Annotated in this window: 9 protein-coding genes; 4 read left to right on the top strand and 5 right to left on the bottom strand. The window is 62.8% G+C overall.

Annotated elements, in window-relative coordinates; all coding sequences use genetic code 11:
• Positions 1–267: 267 nt before the first annotated feature.
• The 5 genes from VNZ65_RS04010 to xylA all read right to left on the bottom strand — a co-directional run bounded on the left by VNZ65_RS04010 (position 268) and on the right by xylA (position 7,057).
• Positions 268–1,407 (bottom strand): sugar ABC transporter permease, encoded by a 1,140-nt coding sequence (locus VNZ65_RS04010; protein WP_325666310.1) that lies wholly within the window; start codon positions 1,405–1,407, stop codon positions 268–270.
• Positions 1,404–3,002, bottom strand: coding sequence for a D-xylose ABC transporter ATP-binding protein (gene xylG / locus VNZ65_RS04005; RefSeq protein ID WP_325666308.1), 1,599 nt, complete (start codon positions 3,000–3,002; stop codon positions 1,404–1,406). The genes VNZ65_RS04010 and xylG overlap by 4 nt, the downstream gene beginning before the upstream one ends.
• Before the next feature lie 117 nt (positions 3,003–3,119).
• Entirely contained in the window at positions 3,120–4,136 is a 1,017-nt protein-coding gene (gene xylF / locus VNZ65_RS04000) for a D-xylose ABC transporter substrate-binding protein (RefSeq protein ID WP_414649045.1), read from the bottom strand.
• A 91-nt stretch (positions 4,137–4,227) separates the two neighbouring features.
• Entirely contained in the window at positions 4,228–5,736 is a 1,509-nt protein-coding gene (xylB, locus tag VNZ65_RS03995) for a xylulokinase (RefSeq protein WP_325666306.1), read from the bottom strand.
• 4 nt (positions 5,737–5,740) lie between these two features.
• Positions 5,741–7,057, bottom strand: coding sequence for a xylose isomerase (gene xylA, locus VNZ65_RS03990; RefSeq protein WP_325666304.1), 1,317 nt, complete (start codon positions 7,055–7,057; stop codon positions 5,741–5,743).
• 288 nt (positions 7,058–7,345) lie between these two features.
• Between xylA and VNZ65_RS03985 the strand changes: the two genes are divergently transcribed.
• The 4 genes from VNZ65_RS03985 (at position 7,346) to VNZ65_RS03970 (ending at position 11,801) form a co-directional block, all read left to right on the top strand.
• Positions 7,346–8,593, top strand: a complete 1,248-nt coding sequence (locus VNZ65_RS03985; protein ID WP_325666302.1) for a DNA-binding transcriptional regulator — start codon at positions 7,346–7,348, stop codon at positions 8,591–8,593.
• Positions 8,590–9,651 (top strand): aldose epimerase family protein, encoded by a 1,062-nt coding sequence (locus tag VNZ65_RS03980; protein ID WP_325666300.1) that lies wholly within the window; start codon positions 8,590–8,592, stop codon positions 9,649–9,651. The genes VNZ65_RS03985 and VNZ65_RS03980 overlap by 4 nt, the downstream gene beginning before the upstream one ends.
• A 113-nt stretch (positions 9,652–9,764) precedes the next feature.
• The gene (locus VNZ65_RS03975) at positions 9,765–10,580 is read left to right on the top strand and encodes a creatininase family protein (RefSeq protein WP_325666298.1); all 816 of its coding nucleotides are present in this window, start codon (positions 9,765–9,767) and stop codon (positions 10,578–10,580) included.
• Positions 10,581–10,631: 51 nt separating this feature from the next.
• Positions 10,632–11,801 carry a YncE family protein gene (locus VNZ65_RS03970; RefSeq protein WP_325666296.1) on the top strand — a complete coding sequence of 390 codons (1,170 nt, stop codon included), beginning with the start codon at positions 10,632–10,634 and terminating at the stop codon, positions 11,799–11,801.
• Positions 11,802–11,861: the final 60 nt, after the last annotated feature.

Genomic DNA, 11,861 nt, shown 5'->3' with positions numbered 1-11,861 from the left:
ATCTGTTTTTTGTCGCACGCCACACACGCAGCTAAGTGGGGTCAGAGTGAACTTTCTGCGGCTTTTTGCAGAAAGTTTACTCTGACCCCACTTAGCGGGCTACGGAGTACATGCTCGCAGCTTGGAAAAATCCCATGCAGCGCTTTCTGCCTTTCTCCGAATCCGTCATGTGGGGGGTCGAGTTTCGCGAAAAAGCGCCGCGAAAGTCGACTCTGACCCCAGATGACTCGGTCCGTTTCCTGCGACGATGCCAAGCATCATGAGCGCTCAACGGCTGGCACGCGTGCTGACATCCACCCACACCGCCAGCATCAGAATGCCGCCCTTGACGATCATCTGCCAATAGGTATCGACATCCAGCATCGACATGCCGTTGTCCAGGCTGGCCATCACCAGCGCACCGATCAGCGCGCCATACACCGTGCCGTAGCCGCCGCGCATGGAAGTGCCGCCGATAAAGCAGGCGGCAATCGCGTCCAGTTCGCCCATGTTGCCGGCCGAAGGCGAACCGGCCGCCAGCCGCGCCGTGTTGACCAGCCCTGCCAGCGCGCACATCACGCCCATGATGCCGAACACCCACAGCTTGACTGCCTGCACGTTGACGCCTGACAAGCGGGTTGCTTCCATATTGCTGCCGACCGAATAGATGCGGCGGCCGAACACGGTTTGCGTGGTCAGATAACTGAACAGACCTAGCAAAGCCAATAACAGCAGCACCGGCACGGGAATGCCGTCGTAAGTGTTAAGCGTGCGCACAAAAGCCAGCAGCACCGCGCCGATCAGCAGCACGCGCACGGCGTCGCGCCACACGGGCGGCAGCGGCAAGCCGTGTTGCTGGCGGTTGCTGCGGCGGCGCCAGCTCAGCACCAGCGCCAGGGCAAACAGGCCGATCCCGAGCACGATGCCGAATTGCGGCGGCAGATAACCCTGTCCCAGGTAGACCAGGTCACTGGACACCGGCGCGATGGTCAGGCCGCCGGTGACACCCAGCAAAATTCCGCGGAACGCCAGCATGCCGCCGAGGCCGACGATGAACGAGGGAATCCGCATGTAAGCCGTGAGATAGCCGTTGAACAGGCCAAGCGCCAGTCCCATCAGCAGCACCAGCAACAGATTGAGCGCAAGCGGCATATGATGCGTCACGTCCAGCACGGCAGCGACCCCGCCCAGCAGGCCGAGCATGGAGCCGACCGAGAGATCGATCTCGCCGGCGATAATCACCAGCACCATGCCGCAGGCAAGGATGCCGGTGATGGACATCTGGCGCAACAGGTTGGAGAGATTGCGCGGGGTGACGAAACCGCCTTCGGTTTTCCAGCTGAAGAAGGCCCAGATCAGGGCGATGGCGATCAGCAAGGCCATGATCTTGTACTGTCGGAACAATTGCTTGAGATTGATAGAGGTCATTGTGATTCCTGATGATTGCCGGCAGCGTTTTCCGGCTGCGCCGTCCGCTGTGATGTCAGATACTGCGACGACTGGTCGATCGCGGCCGCCAGCACGGTTTCCTGGCTCAGATCCTGGTTGACGAAGTTGCCGCGCAGCTTGCCTTCGCCGATGACCAGCACGCGGTCGGACACGCCCAGCACCTCTGCCAGTTCGGACGACACCATGATGATTGCCACCCCCTGCCGCGCCAGTTCCGCCATCAGGCGGTAGATTTCAGCCTTGGCGCCGACATCGACGCCGCGCGTCGGTTCGTCCAGGATCAGCACCTTGGGCCGCGCCAGCAGCATTTTCGCCAGCACCGCCTTTTGCTGGTTGCCGCCGGACAGGCTGGTGATGGGCAGGAAGGGGCTGGCGGTCTTCAGCTGCAGGCGCCCGATTTCGCCCTGGATGGTTTTCAGCTCAGCCTCTGCATCGATGCGGCCATGGTGTGAGAAATCCTGAAGCACGGTCAGCGTGATGTTCTGGCCGACATTCAGGTCCGGCACGATGCCGTGCTGCTTGCGGTCTTCCGGCACCATGCACAGGCCCATCCGTATCGATTTCAGCGGCGTGCCGCTGCCTACCTTGCGCTGGACGCCCTCCAGCCAGACCTCGCCCTCGCAGCGGCCGGGATAAGCGCCGAACAAGGCCGACACCAGTTCCGTGCGGCCGGCGCCGACCAGGCCGGCGACGCCAAGGATTTCCCCGCGCCGCAGCGTGAAAGAAATATCGTCGACCCGCTTGCGGCCGGGATTGTCGGCATCGTAACAACTCACGTTGCGCGCTTCAAACATCACTTCGCCGATGTCATGTTCCTGGTCGGGATACATGGCGGTGATTTCGCGGCCCACCATCTGCGTGATGATCTGGTCGACATTCATGTCGTGCATGGGAGTGGTGGCGATGTGCCTGCCGTCGCGGATGACCGCCACGGTGTCGCATACCGCGGCCACTTCATCCAGCTTGTGCGAGATGTAGACGCAGGCGACACCCTTCGCCTTGAGGTCGCGGATGATGTCCAGCAGCACCGCAATCTCGGACGCCGTCAGCGAGGAAGACGGTTCGTCCAGGATCAGCAGTTTGGCTTGCTTGTTGAGCGCCTTGGCGATTTCCACCAGCTGCTGGTGGCCGCCGCCGTACTGCATGACCGGCAGCGCTACATTCATGTCCGGCATTTTCAGTTCGCGCATCAGTTCGCCGGCGCGCTTATACATGGCAGGATAATTCATGCGGCCGCCCGCCAGCGTGATTTCATGGCCCATGAAGATGTTTTCCGCCACCGACAGCTGCTGCACCAGCATCAGCTCCTGATGGATGATGATGATGCCCGCCGCTTCGGTGTCGCGCACCGATTGCGATTGCAAGGGCTGGCCTTGCCACAGGATTTCACCTTGCCAGCTGCCGCGCGGGTAGACGCCGGACAAGACTTTCATCAGCGTCGATTTGCCGGCGCCGTTTTCGCCGCACAGGCCGAGGCATTCACCGGCCTTGAGCTTGATGTCTATGCCGTCGAGTGCGCGGACACCGCCGAAATCCTTGACGATGCCCTGCATTTCCAGCAGATAGTCGGACATATTGTTTCCCGGTAGGGTGGGCACACCGTGCCCACCCGCTCATGTGATATTAATGTGATTTAATGTGATAAGCGGTGCATGAAATTCACGCGTGGGCACAGGTGCCCACCCTACTTGCTACTTGCCGGCGATCTGCGTCTGCGTGTAGAAGCCGTCCGTCACCAGCAGGTCAACATTGGCTTTGGTGAGCGTGGTAGGTTTGAGCAAGATGGTGTCGACCTTCTTGGCGCCGTTTTCATACTGGGCGTTGTAGGCCGGCTTTTCATTGCGCGCCAGCTGCACCGACAGCTTGGCTGCTTCCGAGGCGATCAGCTTGAGCGGCTTGTACACCGTCATGGCCTGGGTGCCGGCGATCACGCGCTTGACTGCAGCCAGATCGGCATCCTGTCCCGAGACCGGCACCTTGCCAGCCATTTTCTGCGAAGCCAGCGCCTGGATCGCGCCGCCGGCAGTGCCGTCGTTGGACGCAACGATGGCGTCGATCTTGTTATTGTTGGCGGTCAGCGCGTTTTCCACGATGGACAGCGCTTCCGTTGCACTCCAGTCCTTGACCCATTGCTGGCCGACGATCTTGATGTCGCCCTTGTCGATGGACGGCTGCAGCACCTTCATCTGTCCTTCGCGCAGCATCTTGGCGTTGTTGTCGGTGGGCGATCCCCCCAGCAGATAGTAATTGCCTTTAGGCTGCGCCTTGAGCACGCCCTCGGCCTGCATCTCGCCGACTTTTTCATTGTCGAAGGAAATATAGGCATCGATGTCGGCATTCAGGATCAGGCGGTCATAAGACACCACCTTGATGCCGGCCTTCTTGGCTTCCTTGATGGTATTGCTGAGCACGGTGGCGTTGAACGGCACGATCACGATGACGTCGACGCCGCGCGAAATCAGGTTTTCAATCTGGGAAATCTGGCGCTGTTCGCTGGCATCGGCCGATTGCACGAACACCTTGGCGCCCAGCTTGTCGGCGGCGGCGATGAAGAAATCGCGGTCGCGCGCCCAGCGCTCCACCCGCAGGTCATCGATGGAAAAACCGATCTTCGGGTTCTTGGCATCGGCCATCGCGGCCGAACTGACGAGCGAAAATGCCGCCACAGTCATCATTGCCAACAGGCTTTTTTTCAGGATCTTGTTCATTGCTAGGTCTCCATTAGTTTTAGTTAACTTCGTATGACTACACTTGACTGCGCTTGACTCCGCTTGATCGCGTTTGACCGCGTTTGATACATCATGCTGAAAACACGGGTAACAACTGCTGGTACAACAGTGCGAATTTCTCCCGGCGCTTGGCGTATTGCGCGTGCCGCTGGGGATCGGGCTGATAGCTGGCGAGCGGCGGCGGCACCGGACAGATCTCGCTCAGGGACGCGCGGTCGCCACTGTCGGCGGCGACGCCGATGCGGGCCAGCCGCGCCGCTCCCAGCGCCGGCCCGACATCGCCGCCCTGGCGCCGCACCAGCCGGCGGCCGCTGATATCGGCCAGCATCTGCGCCCAGAACGCGCTGCGCGAACCGCCGCCGATGAGCGTGATTTCTTCGGCGGCGATGCCGCAGCCGTCGACAGCGTCCATGCCGTCGCACAAGCCGAAGCCGCCCCCTTCCAGGGTCGCCAGCGCCAGGTCGGCGCGCGTGGTGCCGGCGCGCAGGCCGAAAAACACGCCTTGTGCGGCGGGATTGTTATGCGGGGTGCGCTCGCCGTTGAGGTAAGGCAGGAACAACGGCGCATCGGCTGCGATGTCATCCAGTTCTGCATCGCGCTGCCCGGCATCGGCCAGCAACGCGGTGACGTCGGCATAGCCGCACAGCTGCGCCGTGAAATCCAGGCAGGACGCAGCCGACAGCATCACCGACATCAGGTGCCAGGTGGCCGGCAAGGCATGGCAAAAACTATGCACCGCACGCTCCGGATTGGCATGGAAGCCGGCGCCGGCGGCGAAGTACACGCCGGAAGTGCCAAGCGACAGCATGGCTTGCCCGGGACGGACGACGCCGACGCCGATCGCACCGGCGGCGTTGTCGCCGGCGCCAGCCACTACCGGTATCTGCGCCAGCCCCCAGCGCTGCGCCAGATCGGCCTTCAGCCTGCCGGTAATTTGCGTGCCTTCATACAGCGCCGGCATATGGGCTCGGCTCAGGCCGGTGGCCTGCAGCAGTTGATCGCTCCAGTCGCGTCTGGCGACATCCAGCCACATGGTGCCGGCGGCATCCGACATGTCGCTGGCGTAGTCGCCGGTAAGCCGATAACGCAGCCAGTCCTTGGGCAGCAGCACCTTGGCGATCTGCCCGAACACTTGTGGCTCATGGCGCGCCAGCCACAGCAGCTTGGGCGCGGTAAAGCCAGGCATCATCAGGTTGCCGGTAATCTCCCGTGACGCCGGAACGCGTTCTTCCAGTTCGGCACATTCGGCAAACGAACGGCCGTCGTTCCACAGGATAGCCGGCCGCAATACCTGGCCCTTGTCGTCCAGCACGGTGGCGCCGTGCATCTGGCCGGTGAGGCCGATGGCTTCGATGGCGCCGCCGGCGATTCCCATCGCGCTGGCCGCCTGCAGCAAATCCGCCAGCGCCTGTTCGCACGCCCGCCACCAGTCGGCGGGATCCTGCTCGCGCCACAGCGCGTTTTGCGACGCCTGCGGCAGCAGCGACAGCGGCTGGCTGGCGCTGGCCAGCACCTGGCCACTGCGGTTCAGCAGGATCGCCTTGACGCCGGAGGTGCCCAGATCGATGCCGATGAACATGGCGTCAGCCGAAGATGGCGCGGTTGACCAGATTTTCCAGCATCTCCTGGCGGCCGCTCACGGCTTGCGGATTGAGCTGTTTGGCAAAGGCATGGTCGGCGATATCGCTCAGGCTCAGCTTGCCGGCCAGCATATCCTGGCCGATGCCGCTGTCCCAGCCTGCGTAACGCTGGCTCTTGAACTGCGCCAGCAGGTCGTTTTCGATCATGCCTGCGGCGCGCTCCAGCGACAGCGCCAGCACATCCATGGCGCCGACATGACCATGGAACAGATCCACTTCGTCCAGGCTCTGGCGGCGCACCTTGGAATCGAAGTTGTAGCCGCCGGTGGTGAAGCCGCCGGCTTTCAGAACTTCATAAGTGACCAGCGTCAGTTCCTCGACGCTGTTGGGAAACTGGTCGGTATCCCAGCCGTTCTGCGGATCGCCGCGGTTGGCGTCGATGCTGCCGAGGATGCCGAGCGAAGCGGCGGTGGCGATTTCATGATGGAAGCTGTGGCCGGCCAGGGTGGCATGGTTGGCTTCGATATTCACCTTGATCTCACGCTCCAGGCCGTAATCCTTGAGGAAGCCGTAGACCGTGGCGCTGTCGTAATCGTACTGGTGCTTGGTCGGTTCCTGCGGTTTCGGTTCGATCAGCAGCGTGCCCTTGAAACCGATCTTGTGCTTGTGTTCCACCACCAGCCGCATGAAGCGGCCAAGCTGTTCGCGCTCGCGCTTGAGATCGGTATTGAGCAAGGTTTCATAACCTTCGCGGCCACCCCACAGCACATAGTTGGCGCCTCCCAGGCGCTGGGTCGCGTTCATGGCGGTGAACACCTGTGCCGCCGCGTAGGCGAACAATTCCGGATCGGGATTGCTGGCGGCGCCAGCGGCAAAGCGCGGATTGCTGAAGCAGTTGGCGGTGCCCCACAGCAGACGCAAGCCAGTCTGTTCCTGCTTGCGCTCCAGCACGTCCAGCATCTGCGCGAAGTTGTTGCGGTATTCGGCCAGGCTGGCGCCCTCTGGCGCAACGTCGGTATCGTGGAAGGTGTAGTAGTCGATGCCCAGCTTGCTGAAAAATTCGAAAGCGGCATCGGCTTTCTTATGCGCCATCTCCATGGCGTCGCCGGGTCCATGCCAAGGACGGCGGAAAGTGCCGGCGCCGAAGACGTCGGAACCAGGCCAGACAAAGCTGTGCCAATAGCATGCCGCCATGCGCAGATGCTCGCGCATCGGCTTGCCCAGCACCAGCTTGTCGGCTTCATAATGACGAAAAGCCAACGGCGATTGCGCCTGCTTGCCCTCGAAAAGTATAGGTGTAACAGCAGGGAAGTAACTCATCGATGGTCTCCGGTCGGTAGATGGCGCGGCACTGCAAAGCGCAGTCTCGCTGTATTGGTGTGGGCCATACTAGCAACCGAGGGGAGCGCTTCACAATTACGAAATCCGCCAGATGCGCTAGCGATTCTTTCTATTGCAGTCGCACAAAACGCCATTTGGCCTGACGCCGCCGCTGCCGCTGGGTACAATCAGACAAGGCCAGCTTGAGCGAGGCCGTTGGTGACAGATTGACAAGCTGCCCAAGACTCGCGCAGAGAGCACGCTTGCGACAATCCAGGAGAACGCAGGATGACCAAAATACCGGCGGTGCACCGCATCGCCTTGCTGTTCAACGGCAACAAGATCTTCGACCGCGACATCATCGCCGGCATCGGCGAGTACCTGAGCAGCACGCGTGCCGCCTGGGACCTGTTCCTGGAAGAGGATTTCCGCTGCCGCCTGCAAGGCATAGAGCGCTGGCAGGGCCACGGCATCATCGCCGACTTCGACGATCCGGCCGCCTGCGAAGCGCTGGCGCGGGTCAGCCTGCCGGTGGTGGCGGTAGGCGGCTCGTATGCCGACGATGGCGACTATCCGGCCGACACACCCTATGTGGCCACCGACAATTTCAAGCTGGTCAAGCTGGCCTACGATCATCTGATCGAAGCAGGCCTGCGCCGCTTTGCCTGTTTCAGCTTGCCCGAAGCGGCGGTCAACCGCTGGGCCCAGGAACGTGAAAAGGCGTTCGCCACGCTGATGCTGCGCGATGGCATGCAGGGCGAAATTTACCGCGGCGTTGGCACCAGCGCGCCGTCCTGGGATACCGCGGTGGAACAGCAGATCGCCTGGCTGCAGACGCTGCCCAAGCCGATCGGCATCATCGCCGTCAGCGACGCCCGGGCGCGCCAGCTGCTGCAGGCTTGCCTGTGCGCCGGCATCGCGGTGCCGGAACAGGTAGCGCTGATCGGTATCGACAACGACCCGCTGGCGCGCATCCTGACCCGGGTGCCGCTCAGTTCGGTGATCCAGGGCACGCGCGAGATGGGCCGCAGCGCCGCCCACCTGCTGCACCAGATGCTGCAGGTGGGTGGTGGCGCACGCCTGGCCGGCACCCGCATCCTGGTGCCGCCGGCCGGCATCAACGTGCTGGCTTCCAGCCGCCATGAAGCGCTCAACCATCCGCACGTGATGCAAGCCATGCACTTCATCCGCCAGTACGCCTGCCAGGGCATCAAGACCGAACAGGTGGCGGATTACGTCGGCGTCTCGCGCTCATCGCTGGAGTGGTATTTCCGGCGCGAGCTGGGGCGCAGCGTGCATGACGAAATCCTGCGCTTCAAGCTGGACGCCGCCAAGGGTATGCTGGAGATGCAGCAAGCGCAGGGGCAAGAACAGGCGCGCAGCATCGCCGCAATCGCCGTCAGCTGCGGCTTCACCTCGCTGCAGTACATGCACGCCGTCTTCAAGCGCGAGCTGGCCTGCACCCCACGCGAATACCAGGACCGGATGGCCACCGCCGCCCCTAATAAACAGACAGAAAAGCAATCCAGCCCATGAGCCAAGCCACCATCACCAGCACCAGCGCCGACCACGGCGTCACCCTCTACACCCTGCGCAATGCGCACGACATGCGGATCACCATCAGCGACTGCGGCGCCACCCTGGTCTCATGGTGGGCGCCGGACCGCTATGGCCGCGTGGCCGACATCCTGCTCGGCTATCCCGATTGCGAAGGCTATCAAAGCAACCCGCCCTACTTCGGCGGCCTGATCGGACGCTGGGGCAACCGTATCGCCAACGGCCGCTTTACGCTGGACGGCGCCGACTACCTGGTCGACCGCAACGAAGGCAGCAACCATCTGCATGGCGGCGACAGCGGCTTCCACCTGGCGCAGTGGCAAGCCGCGGCCGGGCCGGACGGCTTGCGGCTGACGCTGGAATCGGCGGAAGGCGAGGCCGGCTATCCCGGCAAGCTGCAGGTCAGCGTGCTGTACAGCCTGGATGACGAGGGCCGCCTGAGCATAGACTACAGCGCCAGCAGCGACGCGCCGACGCCGCTCAACCTGACCTCGCACGGCTACTTCAACCTGAACGGCGGCAGCGCCGATATCTACGACCATATCCTGGCCATTGCCGCCGACCAGTATCTGCAGATCGACGCCCAGCTGATCCCGGTCGCTGCCGCCAGCGTCGCCGGCAGCGCCTTCGATTTCCGCCAGCCGGCGCCGATCGGGCCGCGCCTGGCCTGGCCAGATCCCCAGCTCAAGCTGGCCGGCGGCTTCGATCATTGCTATTGCCTGCTGCCACAACATCCGGCAGTACCGGGCGAGGGCCGCAAGCCGCAGACCTTGCGCGAAGTGGCAACCGTCTACGACCCCGGGTCCGGCCGCCAGCTGTCGCTAGCGACCACTGAAAACGGCTTGCAGTTCTACAGCGGGAATTTCTTGGAAGGGGTACAGGGACGCGGCGCCGCTCCCTACGCCCGGCACGACGGATTCTGCCTGGAAGCACAGGCTTATCCCAACCAGATCAACGGTCCCGACGCCGAAGCGGTGGTGCTGCGGCCGGGGCAGGTATACCGCCAGACCACGACTTATCACCTGACAGTGCGATAATCATTGCATCGCCACTGAACCAACCGTTGCTGCCCGGGTCTGATCTGCGCTGAACCGGCTGCGCTTTGGCGGCCGACTTTACAAAAACACAGGTATACCGATCAGGAACATCCATGCAACGCCTCTTACGACACGTATTTGCTTCCGTCATTCTCATCACCGCCGCCCACGCAGTCCTGGCGCAGGCGCCCAAAACCGTCTTCCTGGAAGAACTGACCTGGACCGAGCTGCGCGACCAGATCCTGGCCGGCAAGAGCACCATCATCATCCCTATCGGCGGCACCGAACAGAGCGGGCCGGACGTCGCGCTCGGCAAGCATAATGTGCGCGTCAAGATACTCTCGCAGCGCATCGCGGAAGGACTCGGCGACGCGCTGGTGGCGCCGGTCATCGCCTACGTGCCGGAAGGCGGCTACGCGCCGCCGACCTCGCACATGCATTTTCCCGGCACCATCACGGTGAGCGACGATGTCTTTGAAAAGATGCTGGTTGCCGCCGCCAACAGCTTCAAGGTGCACGGCTTCAAGAACGTGGTCTTCCTCGGCGACCATGGCGGCTACCTGAACGATGTCAGGCAAGTGGTGGCGCAGCTGAACAAGTCCTGGAGCGGCTCGCCGGCGCGCGCCATGATGCCGCCGGAGTACTATGACGCCAGCTCCGACGGCTACGCCAAGCTGCTGCGCCAGCGCGGCTTCCGCGACGACGAGATCGGCACCCATGCCGGGCTGGCGGACACCTCGCTGCAGCTGGCGGTGGCGCCGCAGATGGTGCGCCAGGAACGCTTGCGCAATGCGCCGAAACTCGGCCTGGCTGACGGCGTGTACGGCGGCGATCCGCGCCGCTCCACGGCTGAGCTGGGCCAGCTCGGCATCGATGCGATCATTGCGCGCACCGTCGCCGCGCTCAAGAAAGACACTGCCGCGCGCTGATGCGCCGCGCTACCCATATTTACTACGCTGCACTCGATCAAAGGAACTGTCATGCCATTCTTGTCTTCCCGTTTAACACAGCTGGCCGCCGCCATGGCCGGCTTGTGCCTGGCCGGCGCCGCGTCTGCCGCGCCAGCTGCCCCCGCAGTAACTACCGTGGCCGGCATGCCGCCGGTGGTCAACCCGGCCAACCTGTACAGCGAAGCCGCCGCCGGCCATTTCAGCCCGGCCGTGGCGGGCGCGCTGCAGCGCGTGTACGTGCCGAACCTGCGTTCGAATGAAGTGTATGTGATCGATCCTGCCACGCTCAAAGTGGTCGACAAGTACAAGGTCGGCTACAGCCCGCAGCACGTGGTGCCGGCCTGGGACCTGAAAACCCTGTGGGTCGCCAACAATGCCGAAGGCCGTCCCGACGGCAGCCTGACCCCGATCGATCCGCAGACCGGCAAGCCGGGCAAGGAAGTGATGGTGGATGATCCCTACAATATGTATTTCACGCCGGACGGCAAGCAGGCCATCGTCGTGGTGGAAGCGCATGCGCGCCTGGATTTCCGCAATGCCCATACCATGAAGCTGGAATCGAGCATCGAAGTGCCGCAGTGTAAAGGCATCAACCACGCCGATTTCTCGATAGACGGCAAGTACGCGCTGTTCACCTGCGAATTCGAAGGCAGCCTGGCCAAGATCGACATGGTGAACCGCAAGGTAGTCGGCTATCTGCAGCTGGCCAAGAAAGGCATGCCGCAGGATATCCGCATCTCGCCGGACGGCAAGGTGTTCTACGTCGCCGACATGATGGCCGACGGCGTGTATGTGGTGGATGGCGAAAGCTTTACCAAGATCGACTTCATCAAGACCGGCATCGGCACCCATGGCCTGTATCCAAGCCGCGACGGCAGCAAGCTGTATGTGGCGAACCGCGGCTCCAACAAAGTGCACGGCCCGCGCAAGGGCAAGGGCAGCGTCTCGGTGATCGATTTCGCCACGCGCAAGGTGCTCAATACCTGGCCGATTCCCGGCGGCGGCAGTCCTGACATGGGTAACGTCAGCGCCGACGGCAAGATGCTGTGGCTGTCCGGCCGCTTCGACGACGTGGTGTATGCCATCGACACCAGCAGCGGCGAAGTCAAGTCGATTCCGGTCGGCATGGAGCCGCATGGCCTGACCGTGTGGCCGCAGCCTGGCCGCTATTCGCTGGGCCATACCGGCAACATGCGCTGAGCGCCACTCGGCCCAAGCTACCTGCAGGCAGGTGCACCGTAATTGTGCATCTGTCTCCCC

This window comes from Collimonas sp. (assembly GCF_035566555.1).
Taxonomy (GTDB): domain Bacteria; phylum Pseudomonadota; class Gammaproteobacteria; order Burkholderiales; family Burkholderiaceae_D; genus Collimonas.
This window is presented reverse-complemented; position numbering and strand designations above follow the sequence as displayed.

What these genes read in the sequence shown, in the direction of transcription:
- VNZ65_RS04010 (WP_325666310.1), bottom strand. Translation starts at nt 1,407, where the DNA reads ATGACCTCTATCAATCTCAAGCAATTGTTCCGACAGTACAAGATCATG.
- xylG (WP_325666308.1), bottom strand. Translation starts at nt 3,002, where the DNA reads ATGTCCGACTATCTGCTGGAAATGCAGGGCATCGTCAAGGATTTCGGC.
- xylF (WP_414649045.1), bottom strand. Translation starts at nt 4,136, where the DNA reads ATGAACAAGATCCTGAAAAAAAGCCTGTTGGCAATGATGACTGTGGCG.
- xylB (WP_325666306.1), bottom strand. Translation starts at nt 5,736, where the DNA reads ATGTTCATCGGCATCGATCTGGGCACCTCCGGCGTCAAGGCGATCCTG.
- xylA (WP_325666304.1), bottom strand. Translation starts at nt 7,057, where the DNA reads ATGAGTTACTTCCCTGCTGTTACACCTATACTTTTCGAGGGCAAGCAG.
- VNZ65_RS03985 (WP_325666302.1), top strand. Translation starts at nt 7,346, where the DNA reads ATGACCAAAATACCGGCGGTGCACCGCATCGCCTTGCTGTTCAACGGC.
- VNZ65_RS03980 (WP_325666300.1), top strand. Translation starts at nt 8,590, where the DNA reads ATGAGCCAAGCCACCATCACCAGCACCAGCGCCGACCACGGCGTCACC.
- VNZ65_RS03975 (WP_325666298.1), top strand. Translation starts at nt 9,765, where the DNA reads ATGCAACGCCTCTTACGACACGTATTTGCTTCCGTCATTCTCATCACC.
- VNZ65_RS03970 (WP_325666296.1), top strand. Translation starts at nt 10,632, where the DNA reads ATGCCATTCTTGTCTTCCCGTTTAACACAGCTGGCCGCCGCCATGGCC.